This window comes from Pantoea sp. LMR881 (assembly GCF_027157825.1).
Taxonomy (GTDB): Bacteria; Pseudomonadota; Gammaproteobacteria; order Enterobacterales; family Enterobacteriaceae; genus Pantoea; species Pantoea haifensis.
The window spans coordinates 144,748-171,595 of sequence record NZ_JAPVOK010000005.1 but is presented as its reverse complement, the minus strand read 5'-3'; the positions used below and the strand labels follow the sequence as shown (position 1 = coordinate 171,595).

Here is a 26,848-nt window from a genome sequence, read left to right as displayed (position 1 = left end):
GCTAAACAGCGCGCTGCGCTGAAAAAGAACCGCCTACGCCGCATACCGCGTCCGCAAAATGTCGTTCCGTAATCTATGAAGGTCCGCAAAAAGCGCGGCCTGTAGGTTCCCGCCCGCCGCCCTGGCGGCGTGGCTAAGGGGTTGTGTGATTTGTGGCGCAATAATGCCGGATGGCGTGAGCCTTCCTGAAGGCATACATCACATCGGTTGAAGACGGTCAAATGGTTAGGCTACATCGGTGATGGCAGTGCTGCATCACTGGAGAAAGTTATATGGGTTTCACCGTTTGAAAACAAACACGGCACGGTTCAGCTGAAGGCAGCCTTACATTTGTTAATGCCGTTCAGGCCACCAGCACCAATACGTCTAAACTGCTCGTTAACTCACTGATGGTTTGGGAAGGCTACAAGCCACCCCAATTCTAATCTTGTCCTGCATTTCATAACAATGATTGACGCAAAAATCGAAGTTAACAATGCAATTTCGGCGCTCATGCAGATGGAAAGCCCGAACCGAAAGAGTTTGTGCCACCTGGCGGGCGGCGTCCTAAGCCAGTCGTGCTGGATATCGGCAGGCATAAAGCCAATGGATGCCGTTATTCAGTCGGTCAGTTTTCGAACTGGACGCACCCAAGACGCTTACCGATGTTCACACAAACACTGTAAACTTTCGTATTTCAGTATGTCAGCACAAAACAACCCGACATCCCGCTTATGTTTATTTGAGGTATTAAATGGCTGGTTTTTCAACGCCAAAGCCGATATGGGCTTTGTAAAAACGTCTTGATCAGAACATCGCAGCCGGTGAGAAATTGCTGGGCGCGGAGTATTGGGCAACGTGATTGAAGGTTATAGGAAGGCATTTATCCTGTTTCTAAATGCGCAGTTGCGGCTGTGAGCAGGCACGCCAGCAGGCTGAAGACACCATTCCTGGCGGTCTGACCATGACGCAGTACGGCGCGCAAAAGAACAATGGTGAGCCAATGCAGTGTTCAGGAAACAATTGACGGCAAGTGTTGCCGCTGTGCGTGAGATTGTGATTAACAGGCGAAGCATGTGACCGTTAAGGTGCAGGCAGCCGAATCTAACAGCGGCGATGCCAGCGTTAACCCGCACGCTCGGTCACTCGCCTGGTGTTCTCGGGACGCCAGGACCTTTCATCTTGAAGATATGACGCAAGTTGTAAAGCCTAACCTGCGAATCGTATAACTGGTATGGATGCGCAATCAATGACGCCGCATGAACTTCTTGATGGTGTGAAAAGTCACTTTACTCCGCTCCTTGTGAGGGAAAAGAATACGCTTGAATCCATGCTCAGGCAGGCCTAAGTTTGCATACAGATCGCGCCGATAGATCCGGCGCGTCCGTATCGGAAAAGAGGCAGGCGTAGCCCTGCCTTACCCGGAGGATTATCTTCTTCGCCGTAGGCGTGGCTGACAAACGCGGCGCGTTGGTTTACAGCGATGATTTCGGTACGGCAATTGAGATTAGATTTGGCAAGGAAGCGAGGCATTATCCGTTCACCCTGACTTATCTGGTTAACCTGAGTGACAGGCCATTTACTGATAAATGGGTTGTGCCTGCAACCATTCGCGCCCTGATCATGTGGATTACCTGGAAAATCCTTATCGCCAGTAACAATACAGAGCGTAAACGTCGTATGAGTATCGCGCCGATAAAGTAGATGCAAGCGCCTTTCCCAGATGACTCGAACCTCTATCAGCGCAAAATCGACCTTGAAGCAAATATGAGCGGCAACATCGCGCAATGGTGCTCCAGCGGTTCGCTGATCACGCAAATAATGGCATTTTGACCTGATCATCCAGTTGTTGGAAAAGCTCTCGTTTCTACCACTGTCAGCCAGTTAACCAGCAATGTCACAAGCCAGCTACAGAGCACGGCTACCCGCGTTGTAGGCGAAGGTTATGCTGCGCTGGGCGGCGTGCTTTTCCTGAGGTAGCGGCGGTCTGGTTAACGGCAAGGCGGCACTATCGCGACATGGCTTATGCGAAACCATTTTGCAGATGGCCATGTAAATTCAGTACGCACAAGGCTGGCAATTTGTTGTTGAGGCTGATGGGCTTAAGCGACCTCTTCTTCATGGCAGGCAAAGACGTTATTTGTGGTGCCGGTACGGCTGAAACCGAGTCGAAAATCGGTGGTGGCGTGATGTTCAATAAGCCAACGCATATTTCAGCGCCGGAACCGTAACGCTGACCGTTCGCGACTCGCAGACGGCAAAATCGCGAAATGGTTTGATGCCCGTAAAGCGCGTTATTAACTGGATGGCACGTTTAACCCGCCGCCGTTTTATTCAATGGCGATCCGCGCTTACCGGATAGCTTCGACGGCTCCAACCATTGATCGGGAAATGAAAGTGTTTCCACCGAGCGAGGTTCAACGACGCGTGGTTACGATCAGTCTGGCGTGAGTTTTTCTCGTATCCCCTGACTTTTGTTTTTATTCCTCCGCCGATACTGTTTTCTCCTCAAAGGCATTGCCACAAGTGCTGTGGCGAGCCGGTAACGCGTTAAGCAGTGTCGGCAGTTCGATCAGCAGCAGCGTGTCTCTAACTATTAAATTCTGAGAACAACTATGTACATTCCTCCGCTGCCCTTACCTTCCAATCCCAATGTCGAATTACGTTTTCGCGCGGCATACCGTTGAGGAATCGCTTGAATATGGCAATGCCGACGGAAGAACTGGAAGAAGAATTCACCACGCGCTACCTGGAATCTGGTGCAGGAAGGCGAAAAGCATGACAGTGCGTTATGGACCGTTCAGATTGCCGCGCGGCTTTGTACTGATTTGGGATGAACACCGCATGAAGCACGGGCACGCTGAGTTATACCTGCGGCCACTGTAATCAACTCACCAGCATCAGTTTGATATGGCTGATCTTATGCAGAACTGGAGCTATTACAGGTGCCACCGTTCGCTGGAAGTAGTCGATCCCGGTTCAGGGAAGGCGGTTGAGTGATTCTGAAGCCGCTGGACGGTCGTAGCATGGAGCAGTTACAGCATATGCAGATGCGAATGCCGCCGAAAGATTCCCTCATTACCGGAACGAGCTTAAAACCTTCGTATTGTTGAAATCGTGCTGCAAACACAGTTGAAAATGAACCAGATGATTTTGAGCAAGCGGGTGAAAACCGTTATGCCTGGTGAATTCGATGGAGGAATACACCGAATTTATGCCTTGCGGCAAGCGTGTGCTATGCAGGAACTGTTACGCCACGGTTTGCCAATGTTTATCAAAGACGGGAAACCCGATGCTGTACGCCCCGCTTCATGCTTGCTCCTGATGTTGTCATGAGGGACAAACGCTGATCACGCGTCTGTACTTTCCCTTCGGGCTATCAAGTACTTCCAGTCGCATTCCTTTGACTCATGGATGACGCTGGATTAACAGCCTCGTTTTACGGACATCAATCAATCGCATATTCAGCAACTGCCTGAATGGCGCATCTCAAGATTATTGAAGATCTGGAAAAGATGTTAAAAACGCAGCCGGTAATTGCTACGCGGCACTTCCACAGCAGCACCAAAGTTTTGACGCATTGGCAATCATTGACGCTATTTGAGCACGAGCACCAAAGAACTCGGTTTGCTTGGCGATATTCATCGGGCGGTAATCGCCCGTAACGGCGCTAAATCAACGCCTAATGAAAATCTTCAGATATCAAACAAGGCGATTTAAATGCAATCATGTCGCGTAGAAAATGCAGGCAATGACAATCATTTGATGGATAATCGCAATTATCGCCCATTAAGTCACAAACGGATGAAAGCCGTAATCATTTTGCAAACATGCGCACGCCCGCGGCCAGTAAATCAGTCGAGCAATGGCGTAAACGCAATCCAAACGCATCCAAAAATCGGCAAAACATTCAATGCTTCTGGTGCGCGGAGGATCTGCCGCAAAGATGCGGCAAAAATCACTGCAAAATCCATTCAATCGGTCTGAAAACGATTACAGTCAGGCGGATATGCCGCCACGACGGATTTATCTGCAGACGAATCATGTCGAAAATCATTTTCGTCATCACTCAATCACAATCGCAACGCACTCAAAATAATGCAAATATACAGCCAAATGGCGTGCTGGCAATCAATAGTGAGCAGTGTTGCTACGCCACAGCGCGATGCCAATGGCCGTTTTACCTCAAAAGAAAAGCGAACAGACGACGAGCCGCGAAAAGCAGAAAACAAATCACTGTTTAAAAGCTGGGTGGACATCCTCTGCAATAAAAAAGTAATGGCAATGATCTGACTGAAGTAGCCGGAACGGCAGCAGTAAGTGATTGGAGTGCAGGAAAAAGAACTTTATGATCTGAGTGAAGGCGTGCGCGAAAAGGTTGTCAGCCTCAACGATTGGAACAAAACAGCGCAAAGCCGGAAAAAGCTGACAGTGTCAGGCGATCCTATTCGCTTCCCGGATATGGCCGGATGCGGGTGGCACGAAGTCACAAAAAGCCTATCGGGCGAGTAAGGGCGGCAGCGTTATTTCAATGGTGCGTGACCAGAACAAACGCTGGTGGAGAACGACCGCACAATCATTGAAGAACTAAAGGAGATTGAGGAAAACACCCGTGAACACGGCAAGTCGGGGTGGGAAGGGGATTCTTTGGCGCATTAGCCGGGGCTATGTATTGGTGCAAGGGCCCTGGTAAACTCACTGGTTCGCGCATCCTTTCGGGCGAAGCTGCCGCGCTGGGTGGAAAACCATTCTGAAATCGCTGCAACGTCTTATCGGCGGCGGTGCAGATGATGGCTTCGCCATTGCCGGATGTAGGCAGGCCTGGCACACCAGGAAAACCAAAAAGCCTAAGACGCCAAAAAAGTTAAAGGCGGCGGTAATTGGCCAAAGTGGCCACCGCAATTGGGGCGACCGTAGCAGGGGGCGCAGCAAACTATTAAAGCGTCTTAACTGGCGGGAGAAGTCAGGAAGAGGTTGAGGCTAGTTGAAGAGAAGGCAAAAAGCCAAACCGGTTGAAGCCAAACAGCAGAAACCAAGTTGCGCAAAAGGTTGAAACGAAAGCGGGCGAAGAAGGTGCAGAAGGCCGAAAAGAAGCGATTAAAAAGGAGGAGAGAAGTTGTTCGCCAAACTGCGCTTGCCGTGCCGGTCATTGGTACGGGCGGCTGGTGCTGGTATGATGCAGCCGACGGCCATAACGATACGGAAGGCCAAAGCAGCATTCAACACAGAAACCAGGACGTAAGCGGCAGGCAAAAAGCGAGTATACAGCGGCCAATGTGATTAATATGGGCGGGCTGGTTTCAGGTGGGGCAGGATTGCTGGCTAAGGGGCAGTGCGCTGGGCTTCGGATGGCGTAGCGGAAAAGCTGTCATTCGACACTGGCGACATTGTTAAGTCACTGATAGCGGCGGTAAGCAACGCTAAAGACGTTTTCTTCCAGCGGCGATAAACAAATCTGATGCGATCCGCGACGGCACAAAGCAAACCACAGACGCCATCAGCAAGCTGGATAAGTCCATCAAAGACAGGGCACGGTAACAGGCGGCGATTCCGGCGAACCAGCTACCGCAGAGACAACAGAAATCTGCACGACGGCGGCCAACGACCAATACAGTCAGTGATGACCTGAACATTGGCGGCGCTAACGCCAGCAATCGTAATTTCCGCAATAACAACTTCGGCAACATTAAATATGCCAGAGTGATGCCACGCTGGAAGAGGCGAACGCCAAAGGTGAACAGACGTTTGCTAAATACGACTCGCCGGAAGAGGGAATGCGTGGCTGGCTAACTCAATTAAGCAGCTACGCTGACGGCACCAGCAAAGCGGTTAATTATCAAAGCGGACCAATGTTCGCGACATCATCACGCAGTTTGCGCCAGCAAGTGAGAACAACACAGAAAACTATATTTCAACGCTGTCGAAAAACCTCCGCGTAAGGGATAACGAGACGCTGATCTCAATAATCCTGAAGTGATGACGAAAATGATCCGTCAGATTTCTACTGTTGAGGTGGTAATCCGCAGGTAACAGATCAGTTCATTTCGCAAATGCTATCGGGACGCGACAAAGCGGCAAAGGAAAATGGAAGGGCAGTTTAACCCTGAGACGCTGAAAGCTAGAACAAGCAGCGCACGGCAAGTGGGCTGAAGGCGTTAGCGAGCACTGACCAGCGCCTAATCCCGAACGCCATACCATGACCGATAAGTTGGTGGATGGCGCGAAAGAATACGGCGGCAAGGCGGGGATACCTCACTAGAAAAGCTGGGTGAATTCCCAGGATTACAGTGATGAGCAATTAGCAAGATTTTCGGCAACGTCGAAGGTCTTCGTGTGCAGGTGCCCGATAAAGGGCTAACGCTACCCACTGGTGACAAGCCTGCCTGCCAGGAGCGTGCGGCGCTGAATCCTGATATTACCGGGTAAAGTAGCTGAGAGAAGTAGCATAACGGCTAAGACTGATAGCGTTCAGGCCAGAGTGAGCCGGAAGGCATTAAAAACTGCTGATGCTTCGCTGGTGGGTGTTGCTCGTCCTGTCGATAACGTTGTGCCGCTGGGAGTGAAGCAAACAACCCCCATCTTGTTACTTCCACCAGCGTTGTGTACCCGGCAACAGGGCTGAAAAACGGCCCCGCTGGACCCTAAAGAAGCGGAGGGAGACAAGGCTGGTTTGGCTTCGGTGGTCGATACGATGAAAGACATTGGCGGCAAGTCGCTTGATGTGATGGGCGGAATTGGTAAGAACGCACTGACCAGCATGGGGATTGATATTGATAACCCTATGCAGTGGACAGGCCAGCCAGGCGGGCGGTACTGTTTCCGGGCTAGTGTCAGGGTCTTACGGGCGGCGGTCATGCGCAGAATACGCCGCTCATCTTCCCGAGCGATACAGTGTCCTCCGCGCTGGGTAATAAATCGGGTGAACTGACCAGTAAGGTAATCACTCATTCTCCACCGCGCCACGCGCGCGCCGGTTACGATTTTGCCGGTGGTATAGCGCCGGTCGCTGCACGCGACAAGGAAACGCGCGGTAGTGATGAGCAACAAACCAGCCTCTTGAACGTATTGCAAAGGCGGTCGAGAAGAAAGAGCCTGAGAAGAAAGAGGCTAGCGTAAACCCGAACAAACCACGGAAACTGCGCAACCATCGCCGTAAAGGATATTCCAAATGTGGGGATTCGTCATTGAGCAATTATTCAATAAGCGCGCCTAGCTGCTTTTTTAACTATTTCCCTATATGCAAACATTTTTTTGAATGCAATCATTTTAAATTTATCTCTTTTCTTGAAGCGTAGCGCTTCCAGCTTTTTTTTTGAATTCAGCTTGATAAAATTCAATAGATTCCTTTGGGAATTGTCTTTTCTTATTCACCAAATAGATCGGGAAACATTTCTGCTTCAACGAAAAAACTATTTATTGAGGATCGGAGCTTTTTCAAACTCTGGGTTCTTTTTGAAATGTACCCGACTAAGCAAAAAGTTATCATGCAAAGTCAAAGCCTCATCATAAGAACTTCTGGCTTAGCGTCATGCTTTCTGCTGCATCTGACAAGAATTGGTCATATAAGCTCTTATCCATATTTTCCAGTTTTTGGTCGATTTATAAAGGCAAGCATGTATTATTTTGTTTAGCCTAAATATTCTGTAGATATTCAATAAACTTCGATGTGTGCTCAAACGCTTTTTCTGATTTGGTGTTCCTGCATCTTGTAGCTAAATATAAGTTAAAAGAAGGGTGACGGTTGGAAGCTGTAGCAGTGAAAGTCGCGGGTCTAATTTTTTCACCGAAACCAAATATCGAATTGACTGAAAATAAAAGAACCAGATACAGAAATAACATGTGGCTGCTAAAGCTATCCGCAAATTCATTTCAAATAGTCCCTTCATAATCTAAGCCTGTAACGGAAGTACAATGGAACGGATTAATTATTGATTGCAATCACTTAACAGCAGGTAGATCAGAAAACGAGTCGTATATGCTGGTGAAAGCATTTACGCTTCATCTGCAAGTTTTTGAATGCCTTGACCGGCAAACCAGAGCGAACCCTTGCTGGACTGGTTAAGCCCGTCATCCACGCGCATTAATGCTTCGTTGTGGCTTTGGGCTGGATTTCACCGAACAGACCTAACTGCGCTACGCCCTTATTGTAAAAATCCCGAACATGATGCCTGCTTTAGCAGCTGGGGGCCTTTGCCAGATTTCATCGAAAACCGCCGTGGCCATCTTGATAATATCGTGCGTGTCATTAGTGGGATCTGACATTTGGCTGCGCCTTGTTTAGAACAATATTCGCCGTATGTGTCATATCCGCTGGTACGAAAGAAGATTGTAACCGTCTTGCAAAACTGGCCTTCACCGCGTAGCTTTTCCGCCGCGCGTTCAGCAAAGGCGCACAATGACCGGCGCACATCTTCTTTATCGGTAACTTTTTTTCCCATATGAGCGACTGCAAACGATTTGCTGCTTAGTCGCAGCAACTTCTTCCAGTTCTAAACACGATTCGCCGCGTAGCTCTCGAACGGTGCGCTCAAACACTACGTTAACCTTTTCCGTATCATGCCAGTATTTGCACAGGCCAGATCAGCGGGCCGTTTTAATGCCCATTGTATTAAGTCGTTTAATGATACGTGAACCAACGCCCCAAACACCCGATACCTTGACAAGTGCCATGAACTTGCGCTGGCGTGTGGGATCAGTCAGCGCAACAACTCCACCTGTTTTAGTCCATTTTTTTGCAGCGTGATTAGCCAGTTTAGCAAGGGTCTTAGTCTGCGATATGCCTACACCGACAGTTAAATGTGCTTCACGCTGAACCCTTTCACGTACTTCGCGTCCGTACTCTTCCCATGACACCAGGCTTTCCATACCTTTCAGATAAAGCCAACTTTCATCAATGCTATAAACCTCTGTTTTAGGTGCCATTTCCTCAAGTATGGTCATCACTCTCAAGCTCATGTCAGCATAAAGCGCATAGTTTGAACTGAAGACGTTAACACCGTTCTGTTTGAAAAAAATTGCCGCACTTAAATAATGGCGCACCCATTGGTATGCCTAATTTTTAGCTTCAGCCGATCTTGCGATCACGCAGCCGTCGTTGTTGGACGCTACGACTACAGGTTTCCCTACAGGTCCGGGCGAAAACCGTCTCACACGATGCGTAAAATGAGTTCACATCACAGAGGGCGAACATAGCGACGGCTCTGCGCGGGTGAAATGATATAAGTCACAACGCCAAAAATATGTAATGGCGTGGCTTCAGTGATATCTATCGGTGGGTATTTGGGATTCATGGCCTACCAGCGATACGCGAGGATGCTTAACAAGGTTGCGCACTTTGTATTCTCCGTCCACAGCGGCGATTACAACGTCTCCATGCTCTGCAATCTTCGACGAATCGACTATTAACAAGTCGCCATCGTAAATGTGTGCATCTACCATCGAATCCCCTTCTCGACTTTTAAAAAGTAGTAGAAAACAGCTTACCGACCAGCAACTTGTTCAAATCAATTCCTGACTCATGATAGTCATTTGCTGGCGACGGAAAGCCTTTAGGTTTTAACCGAATAAAACCCGGTATTTCAGCGTCATCCGGTAACGCCTCGTTTTTCTCAAAGCTCATTTCAACCAAGTTCCACTGTTGTTATATACAGTAATAGCGAGCCGCCATCTAAATCAAGCGAAACGTTAAATACTGAGTCTGTTTGCCTATTAGTAAATCGTAGCCCCTCCTGTAAAACCTCGCCTGACAGTCGATGATTCCTCACTTTCGATAGATTAGCCACGCATTAACTGAACCCTACAGGGGTGGGCAATGAATGAGATAGACAGCCTGTTACGTGTTACCGGCGAAGGCGTAAGCGTGAAGCTAGGCGATAACGAAGCGCAACAGGCAAAGGTAGAAGAGTGGCTTCTACACGCCGGAAGGCAGCATTTATGGCCTGCCAGGGTGGGGGAAACCCGCTTCAGAAGTACAAACATGAACCAATGAATACCTTCACAGAGGTGGCCATTGAAAACGACATAGTGACGTCTATCAGGCGGGACATTCCCGATGTGCAACAACAGGTATCAGGATCGAGGCAATAGAAAAGGATTTGTACTACCTGGGAGATTGGCCTGCCGGGGTGACTACAACATCGGCTTACAGAAAGGTTAGGCATGACTACACAGGAATTATACGAAAAGTTTAATAACCTGCTGCTGGGTAATAGCTGGTGGCAGCGGTTCGTTAACAGCCAGTTCATCAAAATGTTTGCCGTGATGGGCAGTCAGGTTATTTACGCAGCGCAGGTAGCCGCCGCAAAAGGCACTGACAGAGGGTTTTATCAGTACAGCAACACGTCGATCATCCATTCTGCCGCCGCTGAAGATAAGGGCTGGTGTAGCGCGCCTTATCACGCCAGCGGTGGGTACGGCAAAAGTGTCCAACAAAACAGACAGCGAAGTTGCGCTGGCGCTCTACAGTACGCTCATTTCCGACGCGCAGTATGCCTATATGCTTATGGAGCCGATCACTCTGGTGGCAGGCGAGGTGGAGAACCGGCGTTTCAGTGAAGCAGTTAGGAGAAACAGCGAATTACCGTGGCGGTTGATAACGAAACTGAATTTCTTTCAGTGACGCTTTCTAAGGAACTGACCGCACGATGTGCGCAAATTGATGTTTACGTTACCGAGGGCGGCAAGCCCGTTCTGTGGAAATACAATTCGCAGTTTCGCTTGTCCAAAAAGACCAGTCGAGATTATGTGATGTTTTTCCGGCCAACGGAGCAAATCGGGATTCGCTTCGGTGATGGATCAACAGGCATGATGCCAGCGGAGGGCGAAAGCATCCTGATCGATGTCTGGTTAAGTGATGGCGATATTACTCTGGTTCAGGGGCAAGCACTGACGCCAAGCGGTGACTATGCAGAGCTTGCCAACAGTGCTGAAGTTGTCACGGATACGCTGATTACTAACGGGGCCGGGTTTGAAACCACGGAGGAAACCTGTAATCGTGCGCAATACTACGTTGCCTATGATGAACAGGTAGTGTGGGGGTGATTATAAACATTTCTTAAAACTGTCATTCCCGGCATGAGTTGGATTAATGCCTGGGGAGAAAAGGAGCAGGAAGCACAGGACGGTTTTAAATCAATCGCCAACATCAACACGGTTTTCCTTTGTGCTCATAAACCGGGAATGACTCAGGATGAGATTGGTGCGGCTATGCTTGCAGCATTGGCCAACGTGCCCAATGAGTTAAACAAAACTTCAAGCACGTTCAGACCAACGAGAAACCCTTTACTCTGACATGACCGGCACGGCGTTAAAAACGGTTAACCTCGTAGAAGCGGAGCGCAAAATCCGTAGCGTGCTTGAAAGTAATGCAGGCCGTGATTCAGCGGGATCGGATACGAATGATACGGACGAATATTCACGCGTAACGCGCAATAAAATTTGGGCTATCGTCAGGAAACAGAACTGCTTTCTTCGTTCAATATCTCGATCACGGGTATATCTGATGCCGTGGCGCTGGAATGACTTCGTTTATCTCGATGTCACTAACTCCACTATTACTCTGACGTACTGAGGCGAATCATGGAAGAGAACTGGTTTAAAAGCGATTAATCCCCGCAAGCAGACGTCCGAACTGTGGACCGGCCTTGCTGATGCCATGCAATCGTTACTTGAAAGCGCCGTTTTATCACTGATACAGCGAACGGCTAATCGCAAATCGCTCTTTCAATGGATAGCGAAGATTTAACAACGCGTATCAAAGCGAATTAGGGCGATTCTTTTACATCAATGAAAGCAGCGGATCATCGTTGCCAGTGCTGCTACAACAGCGCCTTGATGAAATCCACTTCAAAGGTACCGATCGCCCTATTGAGTCAACATTGTGGCGCGAGTTTAAAACCTTGCGGCAGAATGGGCACCGCTTTATGCACCAGTCGATCAGAACGTTTCTACGGCACTTATTTTGTCACGGCTGACGAACTGGAAGCGGCAAAACCTAAATACGGCGACTTTTTGACTTCACGCGGGCGTATCAACGTGGCGTTGAATGCCGTTTATGACACATTTTCAGACGTTAACCCGGAAGACGTGCTTAATGAATTTGTGTCGCAGTTTAAACTGGTGGTAGAGCCGCTTTATCCCGCTTACCATCGTCTTTGATGGCATGGGCTACCATCTGGCTTATGAAATCACTGAGCGACAAATTACTTTCACCCTGGCGGCTGTCACAACCGAGATCCGCGACGGCACATGGTATTTTCCGCCTCAAAATCGACTATTACTCTGACCGGTTTTAACACAGCGCAGCGGGTGGAAGGGACGGTAGCGGATATTAACAGGCCACTGAAACGCCAGTATTTCGCCTCGACAACCATCGCATTGATTCGTAGGGCCTGATCAGATTGGTACGCCACAAATCAGGGCCGCAAGCCGCAAAACCTGACGGGCGCTTAATCGTTGCTGATGGCGTGGCCACACACTGCAAACACTGGGTTTTCGTGGGTGTGAAGTTGAATTCACGGACGGCAATATTGACGGGTTTAACTTCCCGGACGGTCCACCAGCGTAATTTTGCCGATCACGCTTATCCTCGGCGCAAACATCAAAAGCACCTTTTTTCGCGATACTTACTAACCAGTCTTCGGCCTGTTGCCTGGCGGGCTACTTACCTCCGCCATAACTCACTTTTTTTAACTGCTCGCCATCCGCCCACACACGTTAAAGGTGATTTTATATGGCTGCTATTACGGCGGTGACTGGCGCGGGGAAACCCTTCGCGCCGCACTGCTTGATTATTTTTATACACGCCGCGCTGAATCAGAAATCGGCTTGGGTAATCGGTTTAGCCACGTGAAGGCGTATTTTGGCACATCGGCACTGGTAACGAAAATCCGGCTGGTGGCTGGACCGCGGCGGAAATCCCACTGAAGTATTCACTGAGCGATCTGCAGGACTCAAGTTTGCTGAAGTGGAACTCATTTGTACTGCTGATGAAGGACTGATTACCGTGACGGCGACGTTACAGGATGCAGTGCTGCCCGCTGATACCGCTTATGACTTCAACACTCTAATGCTGCTTGATGCTGATGATAAAGCATTCGCCGTGGTTGTGCTGCCAGCAAGACACGCTCTACCAGGGTAGAAGCTTTACGGCCAAACTCACTATTGACCAGAGGGCAAACTGATGGCCGCTGTAACAGCTTTAGGCGGCGTTGCAGTCGTCGCCGCCAATGCACAAACTGGCCTCGTAGCTGAGCGCACAATACCCGGAGCAATTCGGATCTTCTGCGCTCAACCGTAAGGCATTTGGAATTTTCGGCGCTGGTGGGTACCGTGGGTTATACCGTGGTGCCGGCACCGGTCCGAATGTTACCGTGAACTTGGATTGTACTAAACCCGGCGTTGCGTCGGTTAACGTCGATAATTTCCAGATCACTGTCCAGCTACTAAATGCGCAACCAGGGGCGCTGGCCGCTGGCAAAACGAACTTGTCATTCTTGAGGTATACGGGCAGGCGTACTGACGAAGCAGGTAGACAGCACCGCCACGCAGGAAGCCGCTTTATTCCGGGTTGTTTACGCTGGAAAGCGACATTCCGGTAAATGCCATCGAGATTGCGGCGGACGGCCACTTGAAGCGGGGCGCAAAGAGCGTGGCCGCTTCGCAAATTGATATCACTAAACGTTATCAGTATCTGCGGCGTGAGCCAATCCGCACGACATTCACGATACTTCGCGAAACGCGTTTGTTAACCGTCAAAGCCGGTAAATCACCCCCCTGCCGCTGGCTGGTGGTACCGTTACAGGTGCGCTGACGTTGGACAGATACGTTAGATGTAAAAGGTGGCGCGACTTTTCAGGGCGACGTGAAAGCTGATGGTAATGGCTATTTCAACCGGGTACGGGCGTCTACGGTATTGATGCTGGCTACCATGCGGCGCATCTTAATACTCGCCAGTTAAATTTCGGCTCCGCCAGTGATAATACGTTAACAGGTCTATATCAATGTCGTGGGTGGTAGCCCCACGGGCAAGCTAGCGATGACGGTACGCGCTGGTTCTTCAGCTTAATCGGCGCACTGAGCACGAACGGTAAGCATTCTCCGCAGCCGGTGCAGAAAGTATCGGGATTCACTACGTTACAGGTGCAACAGCACTAGCGAGCACGCTTGCGGTAGGTGGAAACGTAACTGCTAATGGCTATGGTGCATTTACCCTTCAGGTATGTCACTACTGATTAAAACCTGCCACGAAAGATTCCACCTATCATCTTCGCGGGCAAAAATATGATGCTACGAATCACTGGTATTTAGGCCAAAGCGCATCAACTGGGATGTGGTAACGCTTCAAAACCATCTAACCGCTTTTCATTGATCTGGGACGCTAACCTTGTCACGCTAGGTGCATCAACCGTCAATGCAACCGGCGCGTTGAGTGTGGCGGGAAACACAGCCTTAAGCGGCACATTAAATGTCAGTGGATTAGTTATTTGGCCTACTCGCTTCGCGCAGCACGTTATCTTGATCTGGGTTATCAAAGCACAGACGCAGCAAGTACGCAGATTACTTTACTCTGGTGCAGCGAGCACTAAAACGGGCGCAATTGTTGTAAGCGGTTCAACGCTATCTACCAGCACAATGGCTATTCAGGCTGGTGGAATTACCACAACCGGTGCGCTTTCAATAGGTGATTCTCGACTGTTTCAAAGCGGCTGCTTTTGCTGGGGATATTACCGTGGCTGGCTCAGCTATTTTGAGCGGAAATATGACTTCACTGGCCACGGCTACTGAATTGGTCTCCGGGGCCAAACACTTTGCAGTACGCATCTAATAATAACCGATACATGCCTAAAGTACGGCTTGCTGGTCTGACTGGCAATGGCGAATCGCTAATGGCCTTACAGGGATACAGTTATTCGACTGCTGGATTCGCGCCAGGTATTTCCGGTACGCGTTCTATGGGTACACTCGGTAATCATGGGCAGATGAGTAAGGGTAAAACGTATTTACTCTTATGGGTTCTGCTAGTGATGGAGCCGATTACCAGACTTTAGGACGAATTGATTTTTATACTTCTGAAGACACTACTGCGACAGGTTCAGGCGGCGAAATTCGCATTTTGGACTACACCCCAAAGGCACCACTACACCCACAACCGCTGCAATCTTTGGAAATGACGGTTCCTGACTGTTAGTAACTTTGGTTTATTCAATGCCAACGTCAACGCTCTAATTTTGAAGCCACAAACGGCTGACAGTTCATACTATTTGCGCGGCCAAAAAAGTGACGGTACTGCCCACTGGTATTTAGGCCAGTCGAGCAATGGTACGGATAATGTTACCTCAAACAACACCAGCAATAAATGGCTCATGCTAGGCGCGGATGGAACCGGCAACAGTAACGTAACCAATATGAACTTCCAGGTGGAGTTACTGTTGGTTCAGCCGGGATTAGAAGTGAAAGGAGGTGGTCCATTTAATGCCAGCTTGACATTAGGCTATCGACAGATGTTCCAGCGTGCTAACGCACCAGGTTATCAATCGTTTAGCCGTACCGAATGACATCCGCACCATCATCTGATACTGAAATCGGGCGAGTACTGTTTGTTACGGTATGACTGATTCAGACAGTTGGGGTACGGGGGCGTAATTAGGCTATCTCAGTACCTATGCTCTTAAAGGTGGGGGCGGAAGAGTATTCCTTAATGCCAACAATGATTCAATTAAGACAACGGCTGGAATAAATCTTGATGGCAGCGCCGGTACGATTACTTTACCGGTGATGCAACATTTAGCGGAGCGGTAAATTTCAACGGCATCATCAATGCTAACTGTCACGATAGCTGCATCATGTTCAGTTCATCCGACAATTTAAGCCTATCATTGCTGCAAACTATTCATCCGCAGGTAATTTTGGCTTTGGGACACCACAAATAGCGGCTGGTTATTAAGAAAGGACACCAGCGATAATTGGATCATGCCTGCCAATCTTACGGTAGGTGGTTCTATTACCGCGCCCGGCGAAATTATCTCAAACGTAAATGGCAACAACGTGCGCATGGCAAACGGCACGTATGGCGTTATTCACCGCAATTATGGCTCAAACTATTACGTTCTACTTACTGATAGTGGTGATCCGCAAGGTAACTATAATCCCTACGGCCCATCACAGTTGCTCTTCATCGGGATTGGTAACTTGGGTAATAGCGCAAAAGTGATCGGCAACCCAGAGGTCACTGGAGCCGCAAGCTCCTCGGTAATTCGCTCACCGTTTCAGGTGGCGCGGCATTTGCCAGCACTGTGAACGTTTCAGGCAAAATGACTATTGCTAACTCTTTAAGCGTAGGTAACGCAGGGACGGGTACTTTGCGTCAACAACTGCATCTCTGAATATAGGCGACCTGACACGGGGATTCGTAAGCCCTGGAGCTGGCTTACTGGATGTTTATTGTAATAACGTCGTTGCACGCTTTCAGCCTGGCGGAATAGTATTGCAAAGGCGTCGTATATACGGGGTAATGGAGCCTTATCTTAATAGTGATGGAAATGTATACGGTTCTGTTTGGGGCGGTTGGCTTAGTAATCGCCTTGCATCTATAGAGAGCAACTCAAACAGTAATGCCATGTCAGATTTGGCCGTGGTGGTCAGCAATTTAAAGCAGGAGACTGGATTGGAGCCTGGAACGCCCAGCGGGCTGTGTAATGACAGGTTTAAATTCAGATTATAATGATGGTCGTAAATGGGTATTTATTTTAGGCAATTAATTGGCCGAAAAATTAGCGGTGCTCAGTTTGGTGTTGAGATTTTGCATAATGACGGCAGCAAAAGATCATTTAAAGGCGTTAAATATGTTGGTTTGAAGTTGCACGATAAAGCATTTCCGCCGATCCAAAAACAGGATACCCAGGAACGCCAGTTACTTGTTTTGTTGATAACTTAGGCCGCGATTGGTACGACGAACGAAGATAACAAATGGGGGCGATTGTTGCTACTTTCACAGACGGTCAAATTGGTGCGTTTGAGAATGACGCTATGAAGTTTATACCCGTTGAAGGATATGACGTTTGGGAAATAGACCCTAAATGACATGCCAGAAAACAGACAAATGAAATTGTTTGGTAACTACGCATATAACGGCGAAGGTTCACAAAGTTGTAATTTCATAAAGAGTACAAGATGAGTGATTTAGAAATAGTAAACGATGGAAACCAGAATGGTGTAGGTGATGTAGCAACAATTGCGCCGGTTGAAAATTTGGATGCAGCAGAAGATATGAAAGAGGAAGAAGTCGCCCAAGTTCCTTTCCTACGCAAAGCAATGGTGTTGTCTGCCCGCGCTGGTGCAAAGCATACTGACTCATGCCTGATACGTTTGTCATGCCGGGTTACACGTTGGTGGCGCTGGAAGAAAACACAGTATGCGAGCCGGAATGCTTTATGACGAAGCAACCGGCACTTTCAGCGTATATGTGCCGCCTGAACTGGAAGCAGAAGACGAAACGGCAGAAGAAACAGTGACAGAGCAGACTAACAAGCTGAGAGTGAAAATACTGAAGCTGAAGCAGCCAGTAGCGCCGAATAAAACAAACTTCTATGGGGGCCAATAGGCCCCTTTTTACGCCTGAAATTCTACTCGCTTCCGCAAAAGTCACTTTTGTTAACCTCGCGCCGCAGCTTATTCGATGGAGGAAAGATTGTGTACAGCAGCATAAACACAATCGCTATTGCGGCGCTGCTATCCCTGCTAAGCGGCGTAGCTGTTTTCTTACAGGGGGTGCGAGAGGAAAGGATTAAACGGGACTGGCTGAATTTTTTTCACCGAACTAAGCGTTGCGTTTGTTTCCGGGGCAACTGCGTATTTCCGCGGCGGCTCATTACCAATGGGAAGAGGCGCTTTTTCCCGTCGGTACTCCTGGCGAGCAATAACGGTCGAGACAGTGACGAAGGGTAAGGACATGTTTTTACAGGCCATTCAGGCGATTTTCATTAAGAAGGGGCCCAGTGATCCGTGAGGTTTTTTTAGGGATTGTGATTACAGGCGGCGCTTGCTGACCGCTACGGGCTGGAAGCGTAAGCAAGCTGTTATAAGTGATATTGGTGAAGAGGAATATCAGGACGACGATAACGTTATTCGTTTCCCCGTCAGTTTTAAAACCTCGCGCTCGAACATTAAAGGCGCGCAGGTTGAGTATTGTCTTCGCGACAAAAACGATCCTTCAACGGTAATCACTGGCAAAACGCGATCCCTGTTTTTTCCAAAAAAGGCGTAGCGCGTGAATACCTTTTTTCAGTCGCAAATATCTTAAGGCAGGTAATTGGGTTTTGCAGGTGCGCATGACGCACGGCGACTGCCGCGTAAATCCGCTTTATCGCCTTTTTCCAATCCAGACTACACAGGAAAAGAATTTTATCTGCCTGCCGACAAGGTGGTGATAGCAGATGATTAATCTCAATTCGAAGAACGGTAATCAATACCATCTTCTTGATTATAACAATCTAAACGAGCGTGGCCTGACACCACTTAAAAAGGCGATTGAGAGAAGTGGTGTAGAGATTGCCAAAATCATCCAGGCTGGCACCGCACGCCGTAAAGATGGCGTGGCCATGCGCACGTTTGGCCTCAAAGTAATGGATGAGCAAGAAGTCACGGTACAGGTAAACGACACTGGCGACGTCTCCGCAATCAGCCTTAACAAGAAAGCCGTTCCCTATACCGGCGCGCAAATCTGAGTGAACTGGCAAAGGTTATTGCTGATGCCATCAAGGCCAACGCTAATACCTTCGCAAAATCACTGAGCGCAACTGGCGCGTGCTGCTAAGCCGCAGGATGGCCAATCAAAGAAGCCCGCCGTTAAATCTAATGCGCAGCGCCTGGCTGAGCAGAACGCCCGTATTGACGCCGCTAAAGCCAATATCCAGACCGTACAGCAGTTTTACGCTGAGCGTGAGCAGGCAGCGACAAGCACCCGAACGAAGATGGAAACGGCAAAGACCGAACTGAAGTCTGAGCAGGCGCGCAACCGTCAGCCAAAGGGTGAATTAGAGCAATTGCAGGGGCAGAAAGACGATGATTAATCCTTACCATCCAGTAAACGGCATCGCCATTTGCGATCGCGCTGATTATGACGTAAAGCCGCTGAGCGATACGCAGATTGACAGTCTGATGTCAGATGACGAAGACGCACTTTACTTGAGCCGACCACGCTTGAAGACATCGAACACACGTATTTAGGCGAGCATTTAACTGATGCAGGCGAAACGGCGATGTTCGAAGCCGTCAGCACCACTAAACAGCGCCTGGCACAAACCATGCGCGCTTTTGTGCGTGTTCTAAATCGCGGTTTAAACGGCACTGGCATTACAGCAGGCACCCATGATGCCGGTACGGACGAAACCGGATTAGCGGTTGTTGGCGGCGCGATGATTGGCAACGTGCGTAAGGTGTCCGGCGTGCCGGTCATGACTGCAAAAATCCCTTGCACCGATGGTCAGAGCGTTTCACTTATTTTTCACAGTCCGACCGCAGACGGCGCGAAGCTGGTTAGTAGTGATGCGCTGGTTGCGTTTAAGTTTCTTCTTAACAAGCGTGATGTGACACATGTTGTCGCACCGATTGGCGGTCGCGATATGTCGCTGGACCAGACGGCGCAAACTCTGTCGAATCTCATCGAGCGAAACCTGCCAAATTCCAGAAACTGCAAGAGACGCACAGCAAGTTGAAAGCCAGCGCAGAGAGCGCAGAGGATGAAGCGAATAAGCTGGAAGCACAGGCAGCAGAAGAAATGGCTAAAGCTGATGCTCTACGTGATGCGCAGCCCGCGCTTGATAGACAACTTAAGAAAACCAACGCCGCGCTGAATCGCATCAAAAAATCCAATGGCGATTTGGAACGGCAGATTGCCGATCTCAAGGCTAAAAGGCTTCTAAGCAGGCAAATCAGGGAATTGAAGCAGGCAATCAGCCACCAGCGCCAGAAGACAAGCCCGCAGAAATTAGCAATTCTGATAAGCGGAACCAGAATCATCCGCCCCCGATATCGCAAAGCAAACCGCAGCAACAGATCGTGACAACCTGAAAGCCTTTGTAGGTGCAAGTGCGAACATTACGGATGCCTACGACTTTTACCGTTGGTTCTATCGCACGATGGGCACGGCGTCTGATCCGAATCCATTGAAACGCAGCGGCGAAGGCAGTTTGAGCATGGATGACTGGATGCCGCGCCTGAAAGCGGCATTTCCGAACGTGCCTGCAACCGGCGATGTTGAAGGCGACCAACCTACGCAGCAGGCATGGTTTGAGGCAATCTACCTTGATATGTTCCCGCCATCTGAAGCAAGCCAATATACTGAACAATCGGGCAACACCGGCACTACAGACGACGCCAGTAAAACAAATCTGTTTTATTACGGAATGAAAGCGCGTCCGAACTGGAAACCGCGCGGCGCTGTTGAGCAGTGGCCTGTAGAAGAGGCGAAAAGTTTACCCGTCATACAGCACAAGGGCGTAAACAAAATGATTACCGCTGGGGCGTTGTTGCATATGCAGAGCCGCTAAGCGAAACCAAAGTTTACGATTACGAGCTGGTGGACTTCCAGGCTATTACAGCCCCATCTGATGCGCGCGCGATATGGGATGAACTTACCCCGCTAATTGCTAATTTCAAACTCGATAATCCTGAAGCCACTGATAAAAATTTCATTAGCCAGTACCTTAAATTCAACGCGCCGGATTGGGATAAACAACCGCAGTCAGTGAAAGATGCGGGGGAGCAATGGCCTTTGCGCGTGCTCGCACGCACCAGCGGAAAACCACGTTTGATACCTTCAGAGAATTGTATGACAGCGTGCCAGCAGCGGTCCGACCGGAAGCAGCAGCGGCAGAATCTGACACTCAATCGGCTGTAATTGAGCCGGAAAACGGCGCTGTGAACGATAGCCGGGAGCACCAAAATTCACAGACACAGCCTGATGGCACTCCAGATTTCGAAGAGCCGGAGCGACTGATCCGTCTGCTATTGCAGCGAAAAAGTGGGTGATTTAATCGGTTGGGCATGGGACCTCGTAAGCGCATGGGGCCATGCCCTGGGTTATGACTCGCGCCAGATGGATGAGATTGCGAATTATGTGTCAGAACATGCCACGCCTGAATATCTGACCGCCGTTAATGAAGCGATGAGCACTGGCAAGCGTATCCCGAAGGTGGAAGAACTAAACAACGCCGCTGAGCATCAGCAGGAAGAAGAGGAAGCACCATTGAACGAAGCCGATACAGCCGCACAGGCAGGTATTGATTACCTTCACGGGCTGCTTTCCTTCCAGTCAACCGATCCGGCCAGCATTGACGCTGAACTGGCGAAGGTGGAAGACATTGCCGCTACGCTGACCAACGCGGGCCAGATGGATGAGAATGAAGATTTACTGAATCACGTAGCCGATCATCTCGTTAGCCTGTCTGTAGCCGTGGCGCAAGGAGGCAACTAATGGCTTTAACCGCCTTAGAAAAAAATCCGCCTCGGTCGCCAACTAAACCCGTTGATTCTGGACGCAAACGGCGCAACCGGCTTACGCAAAATTACTATCGGGCGGCAGATTAACGCTCTGTTAATTCAGTTAGGTTATGGAAGTCATACTGCCGCAGACAATACCACCCCCGGCAGCAAACGAAACCACGCCACCAGCAACTGCTAATGACTCTGAGCCGCCAGAACCCGCCAAACCTGAAATCGTGGCGGCGTTTTTGAATGGTGATTACGTCACTCAAGACAGCGATGATTTCACTCAGACGTTAACTCAACTGGAGCCGTATCTCGATATTTTCCTGACAATGGATGACGTGTTGGGCGGGGCTTCAGACTGGTTACGCGAAAAGTACCCGGAAGCGGCCTGATAATTTATGCCCGGCGCAATGTCGGGCTTTTGGTGGTGAATATGCAGCAAACCGTATTACAACAAATCCAGAGCGCGCCGACCGTTAAGTCGCTTATTGCCGTTATTCGTCAGGCATTCAATCGTGGACGCAGTTCATTCGTGGTGACGGCCAAAGGGGATGAAGTTAAAACCCGATTCAAGCTGGTGGATGCTAATGATCTGCTTGTGTCCAATCATCAGGATGGGCGCATAAACGAAAACTATCCGCAGGAACTTCAACCGCGAGATCGCACTCGCTTTTCCAGCAAACCCAAGTGAACAACATTTCCCGATCTCTTCGACCGGCGCAATTGACTGATTCAGGTCTGTCCAGCCACGGATCACCTATTGTCGGACCGGATAATGTTGTCGAATCCGGTAACGGTCGCACAATGGGGATTATTCGGGCCTATGCAGAAGGCAAGGCTGATAACTATCGTGAATTCCTCATTAAGAACGCCCGCAGCTACGGTATTTCAGCCGCAGATGTAAAATCCATGCAAAGGCCCTTGTTAGTGCGTGAGCGCCTCACAGATGTGGACAGGGCGCAATTTGCAAAAGACAGTAATTTGTCGGATCTGCAAGAAATGTCAGCCAGTGAAAAAGCTTTCGTGGATGCGGAAAGCATTACCCCGGATATGATGAAGTTGTTTCAACCTTCAGAAAGTGGTGATCTGCTTGCACGGTCAAACGATGGTTTTATTCGAGCTTTCGTTACGCAGATTGGCGCAACGGCAGCGGCAGGTTTGCTGACAGAAGACGGCAGGCCTACACGCCAGTTAATTGACCGATTACAAAACAGCATTTTCGCCAAAGCGTATAAAGACGAACGCCTTGTGAAAATGGTGTCCGAGGAACCTGACCCGGATATGCGTAACGTCCTGACTGCGCTTAATACAGCAGCGAATGATTTTGCCCAAATGCAGATCCTTTCCGGCGATGTACACAAAGAAACGGTGAGCACGCTGGTGGATGGAACTGAAGACGTTGCCAGCCTCGATAAGAAGGCGCTCGGCGCGCTCAAAGAGGCAGTCGATTTGGTTCGCCAGGCAAAGGAAACAGGCCAGCATATTAAAGATGTGATCGCTCAATTAGGTATGTTCGAAAATGCCAGCGATGAAGCAAAGGCGCTGGCGCTTTTATCGTTGATAACAACCGTTCAGCGAAGCGAATGGGCAAAGCTTTTAAGCTACTGGCCGATAAAATTAATTCGAACTTACCCACCAGCAGCAGGCAATGGGCGACATGTTTGGCGGCGGTGATGTATCGCTTCAGGACATTTTGCGACAGGTATCGGATGAACTTGAGGCAGAAGGGGGCACCGGCTTAGGCGGACTGTTTTGACATGAATAGATATTAAAAACGCATATTTGGGATGCTTAAAGTTCCATATCAAAGAGTAGCTTTAAGATTATTCCTGGTTGGGATAAAGTGTCTATATATTTCAGTCCGTTTTAGAGGGTCGCATTTTTAATGAAGTTCAGATTCGTTTCGATCATTCTTATGTGCTTTTTAGTGACCAGTTGTGCCACAGAAAGCAAATATAAGGCTGCACTGAATACCTGGCTTGGCTCATCTGAAATAAGCTTGATTCAGGCATGGGGCCTCCACAGCAAGCATATGAAACTGAAGGACATAAATTTCTTGTTTATTCAAACTCATCAAACATGTACTTGCCAGGAACCTCCCAACTTATCAAACAACTTTGATAGGTAATACTGCCTATACTAACGCTTATGGCGGTACGCCCGCGATGAATGTGGCTATGTCTTGCACTACAACTTTTGAGGTAGTAAACGGAGCTATAACGAACTGGCGTTACCAAGGGAATAATTGCGTTTCAAAGTAAACCATTTCCCGATTAATACTAAAAAACCCGCCAATTGGCGGGTTTACTGTTTCTGGTCTTGGTTACACGCCCGCGCGCAACATGCGGCCTAAATCATCATTTTTCTTAGTTGTCTTTTTAATCAGGTCATTGCATATCCACTCTCTGCCGTTGGAAGTTATTTCAACGTCGGGTCGGATGGCGCGGCGGTCAGCGGTTATTTTAAAACCCTTAGACAATAACAAGTTGCGGTAACGCTCTAATTGGTTGTTTTGCGCGATTGTCATCATAATTTTTAGCCTTTCGTTAGGATGCTCTTTTCGTCAGGTAGTGCGGAGGATCGCCGCCACGTCTGCTACTTTTTGTTTAACTAGGAAGGCGCCCGTAAATCTTTCTGCAAGAGTTTGAAGTCTTTCGAATCGTCAGTCAGCGCCTGCAAAAAGACTAATGCGCCTTCGATATCATTTCCTTCAAAACCTAATGCAGTTGCATTAATTACAACCTGATTGAGTAATGATTTATGCACTTCAATCAGGTTATATGCCTGACGTAATAGCGGGGCGTTCGCAGTGTCTACCTTAGCCAGATCCCACAATTGAGTAGCTACCGGCACTGACGCTAGTTGCGTGTCGGACATACCTTACATTTTCCTATTAGATAAATAGACATTATCCAGCGACTGTACAACGGAAATATTTGAAACACAATTAATTATTAGAAAAATAGACATAGAAACCCGGTATTCGCCGGGTTGAATGTGTAGTGCTGTATGCAGGCCGTTTGTGTTAACGAAGTTTGATGTTTTCGCTGTCCAAAATGTCGGGGAGAAGGTGAAGAATTTCCTCCTGCGTAAGAAGTGCATTACCTTCGAACCAGCTTCATGCCCGCACAAATAACCGGCATGAAAAAGTGTTGCTACGTTCTGATTAAGCGCAATATTTTTCCATCGGTCCATCTGTTCAAGCGCCAGCAACACGTTATCGGCACTAAAAATCTCATCCGCTTTATCCAGTAAAGCAGCGTAATCCCGTGGAATAATATCAATCCCTTCTTGCGCGGCGACCATTTGGCTTATCTCAATCGCTAACCTGCGCATTTTCGCCAGTGTATCGTCGATCCCGTCTCTCATAGTCCCTCAGTCTTTATTGATGAAAGGGGTGCAATAACCCTTGTGAGTATATCCATCACACGCATGGATTCTGTTACGGTTAGAGGCGCACTGCCAAATAATTATCAATTAGTTTAATGATCATGATTCCAGCATATAGGACTGACTCTTGCCAATCAATTTTCTATTAGAAAAACAGATTAAGAGTTAACTGAGGAAGTTACGCGATGGTTAAGCGAATACTTTTAAGCTTTTAAGAGCCAGGGCCTTTAGGCGTTTGAAGCAGGGACTACAACTAAAGCCAGTGGGGCCATCCGGCCCCAAAGAGTTAAGCAACAATGCCACCAAACTCTAGAAATTTCTGCTGAATGACCGCCAGTGATTTTGTCGGCTGGCCATGTGGAGAACCTGGCAGGGATGCCCAAATATCACAGCATTTCTCAGCAAAGGCTTTCATATCGCCACGATCAACATCTGTAAGGGCTTTTGCTCACGAATGATTTGCAGAGCAAGACGATCCTGCGAGGCCGGGCTAAAATCCGGCAGGCCAAGCTGTTTTTTATAGGCTGGCCACCAGCGGTACATTTGTTGATAACGACCGGCTGCATTTGATGTTGCGCCTGATTTGCTCCATACCTTGCTGGGACGGCCATTAGCAAACGGGTGATCTCGGTAGTCAGTAAAAACTTCACCTTTTTCGCCCAAACCCGTCACGATCACGTCATAGCCATTGTTGCGAGTGAAAGGACTGGTGCTGGTGCCTTCACAAAATGCAATCACGTCTAATGCGGCTTTACGGTTCGCTTTCGAAATATCGGTCATAACTCAACTCATTGTCATATCGGCAAAATTGCCGCCGCGTATGCTATTAAAAGTGAGTTTTAGGACCGGTTAGCGGCCTTTAAACATGTCACGAATTCTGTTCAGATGGCCGCTAATGATTTCAGGATTCTTTTGGGCGTTAGCCTTTGCCAATTCAAGAGCTGCATCGTGTTCACGGTTTGCTGATTCGAACCGGTTACTGTTGTAGCTGGTCTGTGGAGCGCGTTGTGTAGAGCGTTGTTCAGTGCGTTTCTGAGTCTTAGGAGTTTTGCCGGTATTCCACCCCATCGCTTCCAGTTCGTCGTCTGTGGATACAGCTTTAGATTGAACGTGTTTTCTGCGGAGGTATGCAGCGCGAGTTAGCTGAGCCGCTTCTTCTTCACGCTTTTGGCGGGTTTCCGTCAGGGCTTTGTTGGTCATAGCCTTGCGTTCCTGGCCTGTTAAAGAATTCCTTAAAATGGAATGAAGCTTTTCCGAGCCAGTGCGAGGAAGGTTTTTATTTTCTTTTTCTGGTTTGTTAACAACTACTTCTTGTGGGTCATTTTGACCTGGGGATGACGGGACAATCTGTCCTATGGGGACGCTTTAAAAAAAGCTTTAGCCGCATCGAGAGATAGGATCTTGCGAAATGTTTTTTTAAAAGGTGCCAGAGCCTTATCTACCAGTTTTGACAGTTCAGCCTGAGCGATAGTGCGAAGGTTTTTAATGCTTGCCGGTGACAATTGCTCGGTGAAAAATGAGCGCGCTGCTGCGATGAATTCCGGTGCGAAGGTATAAACATTTGGCTGGTGGCCTTTAATACTGTCGGTCACGGTAGTACGGGTCATAATCCCGCTTGCCTCAATCACTCGCATGTAACGTTGAACGCTTTTGGCACAAACATCCGCTTTGTGGCCATCGTGGCTTTGCTGTAATAGAGCTGGTATGCCTCAGATGCTGCCGCAACGTTACAAATCTTCGTCAGAAAATCAGAGGCAGTACGAGTGATAAAGCGCGAAGCCATCTGACGAACAAAGAATTCCAGCGCGATCCCGGTGACGTTACCGGCGCGAATATAGGGATTTGCAGAAGTTCTTGATTTTTTTACGACTGGAACCGATTTTTCGCCGGTCAAATTATTGTCAGGTGTGGTCGCCTGCGATAAAATTGCGGGCATGGGCATTACGATGTTCATACAAACCTTAGATTCAGTAGTCGAAAGGTTGCTGTGAGG

Annotated in this window: 33 protein-coding genes and 5 pseudogenes; 27 read left to right on the top strand and 11 right to left on the bottom strand. The window is 48.8% G+C overall.

Annotated elements, in window-relative coordinates; genetic code table 11:
• The first annotated feature begins 447 nt into the window (after nucleotides 1-447).
• The 5 genes from O3W44_RS22850 to O3W44_RS22830 all read left to right on the top strand — a co-directional run bounded on the left by O3W44_RS22850 (nucleotide 448) and on the right by O3W44_RS22830 (nucleotide 4,491).
• Complete coding sequence (locus tag O3W44_RS22850) at nucleotides 448-786, top strand: hypothetical protein (protein WP_269294981.1); 339 nt, start codon at nucleotides 448-450, stop codon at nucleotides 784-786.
• 91 nt (nucleotides 787-877) lie between these two features.
• A complete protein-coding gene (locus tag O3W44_RS22845) occupies nucleotides 878-1,006 on the top strand; it encodes a hypothetical protein (RefSeq protein WP_269294980.1) in 129 nt (42 codons plus the stop codon).
• 422 nt (nucleotides 1,007-1,428) lie between these two features.
• Nucleotides 1,429-1,683, top strand: a complete 255-nt coding sequence (locus tag O3W44_RS22840; RefSeq protein WP_269294979.1) for a hypothetical protein — start codon at nucleotides 1,429-1,431, stop codon at nucleotides 1,681-1,683.
• 2,433 nt (nucleotides 1,684-4,116) lie between these two features.
• Nucleotides 4,117-4,272 carry a hypothetical protein gene (locus O3W44_RS22835; protein WP_269294978.1) on the top strand — a complete coding sequence of 52 codons (156 nt, stop codon included), beginning with the start codon at nucleotides 4,117-4,119 and terminating at the stop codon, nucleotides 4,270-4,272.
• 27 nt (nucleotides 4,273-4,299) lie between these two features.
• A complete protein-coding gene (locus O3W44_RS22830) occupies nucleotides 4,300-4,491 on the top strand; it encodes a hypothetical protein (protein ID WP_269294977.1) in 192 nt (63 codons plus the stop codon).
• Nucleotides 4,492-7,917: 3,426 nt separating this feature from the next.
• On the opposite strand, the pseudogene umuC reads toward O3W44_RS22830, so the two are convergent.
• Nucleotides 7,918-9,169 (bottom strand): annotated as a pseudogene (gene umuC, locus O3W44_RS22825) (translesion error-prone DNA polymerase V subunit UmuC).
• Nucleotides 9,153-9,598, bottom strand: a pseudogene (gene umuD / locus O3W44_RS22820) (translesion error-prone DNA polymerase V autoproteolytic subunit). Before umuD ends, umuC begins: the two co-directional pseudogenes overlap by 17 nt.
• A gap of 192 nt (nucleotides 9,599-9,790) precedes the next feature.
• Here umuD and O3W44_RS22815 point away from each other — a divergent pair.
• Nucleotides 9,791-9,967, top strand: a complete 177-nt coding sequence (locus tag O3W44_RS22815; RefSeq protein WP_269294976.1) for a hypothetical protein — start codon at nucleotides 9,791-9,793, stop codon at nucleotides 9,965-9,967.
• A gap of 185 nt (nucleotides 9,968-10,152) precedes the next feature.
• Here O3W44_RS22815 and O3W44_RS22810 read toward each other — a convergent pair whose 3' ends face one another.
• The gene (locus O3W44_RS22810) at nucleotides 10,153-10,332 is read right to left on the bottom strand and encodes a hypothetical protein (RefSeq protein WP_269294975.1); all 180 of its coding nucleotides are present in this window, start codon (nucleotides 10,330-10,332) and stop codon (nucleotides 10,153-10,155) included.
• A 67-nt stretch (nucleotides 10,333-10,399) separates the two neighbouring features.
• Here O3W44_RS22810 and O3W44_RS22805 point away from each other — a divergent pair, with 67 nt between their 5' ends.
• From O3W44_RS22805 to O3W44_RS22720, 18 genes and pseudogenes are all read left to right on the top strand, one after another.
• Nucleotides 10,400-10,597: a hypothetical protein gene (locus O3W44_RS22805; protein ID WP_269294974.1), complete on the top strand. Its 198-nt coding sequence runs from the start codon at nucleotides 10,400-10,402 to the stop codon at nucleotides 10,595-10,597.
• Entirely contained in the window at nucleotides 10,594-11,019 is a 426-nt protein-coding gene (locus tag O3W44_RS22800) for a hypothetical protein (protein WP_269294973.1), read from the top strand. Before O3W44_RS22805 ends, O3W44_RS22800 begins: the two co-directional genes overlap by 4 nt.
• 33 nt (nucleotides 11,020-11,052) lie before the next feature.
• A complete protein-coding gene (locus O3W44_RS22795) occupies nucleotides 11,053-11,268 on the top strand; it encodes a hypothetical protein (protein WP_269294972.1) in 216 nt (71 codons plus the stop codon).
• A gap of 618 nt (nucleotides 11,269-11,886) precedes the next feature.
• On the top strand, nucleotides 11,887-12,135 hold the full coding sequence (locus O3W44_RS22790; protein WP_269294971.1) for a hypothetical protein: 249 nt from the start codon (nucleotides 11,887-11,889) through the stop codon (nucleotides 12,133-12,135).
• 808 nt (nucleotides 12,136-12,943) lie between these two features.
• On the top strand, nucleotides 12,944-13,117 hold the full coding sequence (locus O3W44_RS22785; protein ID WP_269294970.1) for a hypothetical protein: 174 nt from the start codon (nucleotides 12,944-12,946) through the stop codon (nucleotides 13,115-13,117).
• 429 nt (nucleotides 13,118-13,546) lie between these two features.
• The gene (locus tag O3W44_RS22780; RefSeq protein WP_269294969.1) at nucleotides 13,547-13,789 is read left to right on the top strand and encodes a hypothetical protein; all 243 of its coding nucleotides are present in this window, start codon (nucleotides 13,547-13,549) and stop codon (nucleotides 13,787-13,789) included.
• Between the two features lie 620 nt (nucleotides 13,790-14,409).
• Nucleotides 14,410-14,763, top strand: a complete 354-nt coding sequence (locus O3W44_RS22775; RefSeq protein ID WP_269294968.1) for a hypothetical protein — start codon at nucleotides 14,410-14,412, stop codon at nucleotides 14,761-14,763.
• Nucleotides 14,764-15,206: 443 nt separating this feature from the next.
• Nucleotides 15,207-15,533 (top strand): hypothetical protein, encoded by a 327-nt coding sequence (locus O3W44_RS22770; RefSeq protein WP_331283460.1) that lies wholly within the window; start codon nucleotides 15,207-15,209, stop codon nucleotides 15,531-15,533.
• Between the two features lie 409 nt (nucleotides 15,534-15,942).
• Nucleotides 15,943-16,275: pseudogene (locus O3W44_RS22765) on the top strand (hypothetical protein); the annotation flags it as partial.
• 436 nt (nucleotides 16,276-16,711) lie between these two features.
• On the top strand, nucleotides 16,712-16,912 hold the full coding sequence (locus tag O3W44_RS22760) for a hypothetical protein (RefSeq protein ID WP_269294966.1): 201 nt from the start codon (nucleotides 16,712-16,714) through the stop codon (nucleotides 16,910-16,912).
• Nucleotides 16,913-17,148: 236 nt separating this feature from the next.
• A complete protein-coding gene (locus O3W44_RS22755; RefSeq protein WP_269294965.1) occupies nucleotides 17,149-17,412 on the top strand; it encodes a hypothetical protein in 264 nt (87 codons plus the stop codon).
• Entirely contained in the window at nucleotides 17,390-17,578 is a 189-nt protein-coding gene (locus tag O3W44_RS22750) for a hypothetical protein (protein ID WP_269294964.1), read from the top strand. Before O3W44_RS22755 ends, O3W44_RS22750 begins: the two co-directional genes overlap by 23 nt.
• A gap of 438 nt (nucleotides 17,579-18,016) precedes the next feature.
• Complete coding sequence (locus tag O3W44_RS22745; protein WP_269294963.1) at nucleotides 18,017-18,241, top strand: hypothetical protein; 225 nt, start codon at nucleotides 18,017-18,019, stop codon at nucleotides 18,239-18,241.
• 169 nt (nucleotides 18,242-18,410) lie between these two features.
• Nucleotides 18,411-18,701, top strand: coding sequence for a hypothetical protein (locus tag O3W44_RS22740; RefSeq protein WP_269294962.1), 291 nt, complete (start codon nucleotides 18,411-18,413; stop codon nucleotides 18,699-18,701).
• 337 nt (nucleotides 18,702-19,038) lie between these two features.
• Entirely contained in the window at nucleotides 19,039-19,203 is a 165-nt protein-coding gene (locus tag O3W44_RS22735) for a hypothetical protein (protein WP_269294961.1), read from the top strand.
• Nucleotides 19,204-19,235: 32 nt separating this feature from the next.
• The gene (locus tag O3W44_RS22730; protein WP_269294960.1) at nucleotides 19,236-19,691 is read left to right on the top strand and encodes an internal head protein; all 456 of its coding nucleotides are present in this window, start codon (nucleotides 19,236-19,238) and stop codon (nucleotides 19,689-19,691) included.
• The gene (locus O3W44_RS22725; protein WP_269294959.1) at nucleotides 19,688-20,038 is read left to right on the top strand and encodes a hypothetical protein; all 351 of its coding nucleotides are present in this window, start codon (nucleotides 19,688-19,690) and stop codon (nucleotides 20,036-20,038) included. Before O3W44_RS22730 ends, O3W44_RS22725 begins: the two co-directional genes overlap by 4 nt.
• A 133-nt stretch (nucleotides 20,039-20,171) precedes the next feature.
• Entirely contained in the window at nucleotides 20,172-20,525 is a 354-nt protein-coding gene (locus O3W44_RS22720; RefSeq protein ID WP_269294958.1) for a hypothetical protein, read from the top strand.
• Between the two features lie 269 nt (nucleotides 20,526-20,794).
• Here the strand turns inward: O3W44_RS22720 and O3W44_RS22715 are convergent, their stop codons facing one another.
• Nucleotides 20,795-20,932 (bottom strand): hypothetical protein, encoded by a 138-nt coding sequence (locus O3W44_RS22715; RefSeq protein ID WP_269294957.1) that lies wholly within the window; start codon nucleotides 20,930-20,932, stop codon nucleotides 20,795-20,797.
• A gap of 66 nt (nucleotides 20,933-20,998) precedes the next feature.
• Here O3W44_RS22715 and O3W44_RS22710 point away from each other — a divergent pair, with 66 nt between their 5' ends.
• The 3 genes and pseudogenes from O3W44_RS22710 to O3W44_RS22695 all read left to right on the top strand — a co-directional run.
• Nucleotides 20,999-21,451, top strand: a complete 453-nt coding sequence (locus O3W44_RS22710; protein WP_269294956.1) for a hypothetical protein — start codon at nucleotides 20,999-21,001, stop codon at nucleotides 21,449-21,451.
• 136 nt (nucleotides 21,452-21,587) lie between these two features.
• Complete coding sequence (locus O3W44_RS22705; protein WP_269294955.1) at nucleotides 21,588-21,857, top strand: hypothetical protein; 270 nt, start codon at nucleotides 21,588-21,590, stop codon at nucleotides 21,855-21,857.
• A gap of 65 nt (nucleotides 21,858-21,922) precedes the next feature.
• Nucleotides 21,923-23,218, top strand: a pseudogene (locus tag O3W44_RS22695) (hypothetical protein); the annotation flags it as partial.
• Nucleotides 23,219-23,788: 570 nt separating this feature from the next.
• On the opposite strand, the gene O3W44_RS22690 reads toward O3W44_RS22695, so the two are convergent.
• From O3W44_RS22690 to O3W44_RS22660, 7 genes and pseudogenes are all read right to left on the bottom strand, one after another.
• Entirely contained in the window at nucleotides 23,789-23,995 is a 207-nt protein-coding gene (locus O3W44_RS22690) for a hypothetical protein (protein ID WP_269294878.1), read from the bottom strand.
• 80 nt (nucleotides 23,996-24,075) lie between these two features.
• The gene (locus O3W44_RS22685) at nucleotides 24,076-24,342 is read right to left on the bottom strand and encodes a hypothetical protein (protein ID WP_269294952.1); all 267 of its coding nucleotides are present in this window, start codon (nucleotides 24,340-24,342) and stop codon (nucleotides 24,076-24,078) included.
• 3 nt (nucleotides 24,343-24,345) lie between these two features.
• The gene (locus O3W44_RS22680) at nucleotides 24,346-24,834 is read right to left on the bottom strand and encodes a hypothetical protein (RefSeq protein ID WP_269294951.1); all 489 of its coding nucleotides are present in this window, start codon (nucleotides 24,832-24,834) and stop codon (nucleotides 24,346-24,348) included.
• 307 nt (nucleotides 24,835-25,141) lie between these two features.
• A pseudogene (locus O3W44_RS22675) lies at nucleotides 25,142-25,635 on the bottom strand (glycoside hydrolase family 24 protein).
• A 69-nt stretch (nucleotides 25,636-25,704) separates the two neighbouring features.
• Nucleotides 25,705-26,055 carry a hypothetical protein gene (locus tag O3W44_RS22670; protein ID WP_269294874.1) on the bottom strand — a complete coding sequence of 117 codons (351 nt, stop codon included), beginning with the start codon at nucleotides 26,053-26,055 and terminating at the stop codon, nucleotides 25,705-25,707.
• 152 nt (nucleotides 26,056-26,207) lie between these two features.
• Nucleotides 26,208-26,462 carry a hypothetical protein gene (locus tag O3W44_RS22665; RefSeq protein ID WP_269294950.1) on the bottom strand — a complete coding sequence of 85 codons (255 nt, stop codon included), beginning with the start codon at nucleotides 26,460-26,462 and terminating at the stop codon, nucleotides 26,208-26,210.
• A 17-nt stretch (nucleotides 26,463-26,479) separates the two neighbouring features.
• Nucleotides 26,480-26,809 carry a hypothetical protein gene (locus O3W44_RS22660; RefSeq protein WP_269294949.1) on the bottom strand — a complete coding sequence of 110 codons (330 nt, stop codon included), beginning with the start codon at nucleotides 26,807-26,809 and terminating at the stop codon, nucleotides 26,480-26,482.
• Between the last annotated feature and the right edge of the window lie 39 nt (nucleotides 26,810-26,848).

Excerpts from the sequence above, each read along its gene's own strand:
- O3W44_RS22760 (WP_269294966.1), top strand. The coding sequence starts at position 16,712 with ATGGGTATTTATTTTAGGCAATTAATTGGCCGAAAAATTAGCGGTGCT.
- O3W44_RS22680 (WP_269294951.1), bottom strand. The coding sequence starts at position 24,834 with ATGAGAGACGGGATCGACGATACACTGGCGAAAATGCGCAGGTTAGCG.
- O3W44_RS22665 (WP_269294950.1), bottom strand. The coding sequence starts at position 26,462 with ATGACCCGTACTACCGTGACCGACAGTATTAAAGGCCACCAGCCAAAT.
- O3W44_RS22790 (WP_269294971.1), top strand. The coding sequence starts at position 11,887 with ATGGGCACCGCTTTATGCACCAGTCGATCAGAACGTTTCTACGGCACT.
- O3W44_RS22670 (WP_269294874.1), bottom strand. The coding sequence starts at position 26,055 with ATGACCAACAAAGCCCTGACGGAAACCCGCCAAAAGCGTGAAGAAGAA.
- O3W44_RS22705 (WP_269294955.1), top strand. The coding sequence starts at position 21,588 with ATGGAAGTCATACTGCCGCAGACAATACCACCCCCGGCAGCAAACGAA.
- O3W44_RS22795 (WP_269294972.1), top strand. The coding sequence starts at position 11,053 with ATGAGTTGGATTAATGCCTGGGGAGAAAAGGAGCAGGAAGCACAGGAC.
- O3W44_RS22690 (WP_269294878.1), bottom strand. The coding sequence starts at position 23,995 with ATGATGACAATCGCGCAAAACAACCAATTAGAGCGTTACCGCAACTTG.
- O3W44_RS22720 (WP_269294958.1), top strand. The coding sequence starts at position 20,172 with ATGGATGACTGGATGCCGCGCCTGAAAGCGGCATTTCCGAACGTGCCT.
- O3W44_RS22660 (WP_269294949.1), bottom strand. The coding sequence starts at position 26,809 with ATGAACATCGTAATGCCCATGCCCGCAATTTTATCGCAGGCGACCACA.
- O3W44_RS22735 (WP_269294961.1), top strand. The coding sequence starts at position 19,039 with ATGATTAATCCTTACCATCCAGTAAACGGCATCGCCATTTGCGATCGC.
- O3W44_RS22730 (WP_269294960.1), top strand. The coding sequence starts at position 19,236 with ATGTTCGAAGCCGTCAGCACCACTAAACAGCGCCTGGCACAAACCATG.
- O3W44_RS22845 (WP_269294980.1), top strand. The coding sequence starts at position 878 with ATGCGCAGTTGCGGCTGTGAGCAGGCACGCCAGCAGGCTGAAGACACC.
- O3W44_RS22810 (WP_269294975.1), bottom strand. The coding sequence starts at position 10,332 with ATGGATGATCGACGTGTTGCTGTACTGATAAAACCCTCTGTCAGTGCC.
- O3W44_RS22850 (WP_269294981.1), top strand. The coding sequence starts at position 448 with ATGATTGACGCAAAAATCGAAGTTAACAATGCAATTTCGGCGCTCATG.
- O3W44_RS22815 (WP_269294976.1), top strand. The coding sequence starts at position 9,791 with ATGAATGAGATAGACAGCCTGTTACGTGTTACCGGCGAAGGCGTAAGC.
- O3W44_RS22740 (WP_269294962.1), top strand. The coding sequence starts at position 18,411 with ATGATTAATCTCAATTCGAAGAACGGTAATCAATACCATCTTCTTGAT.
- O3W44_RS22685 (WP_269294952.1), bottom strand. The coding sequence starts at position 24,342 with ATGTCCGACACGCAACTAGCGTCAGTGCCGGTAGCTACTCAATTGTGG.
- O3W44_RS22755 (WP_269294965.1), top strand. The coding sequence starts at position 17,149 with ATGAGTGATTTAGAAATAGTAAACGATGGAAACCAGAATGGTGTAGGT.
- O3W44_RS22750 (WP_269294964.1), top strand. The coding sequence starts at position 17,390 with ATGCGAGCCGGAATGCTTTATGACGAAGCAACCGGCACTTTCAGCGTA.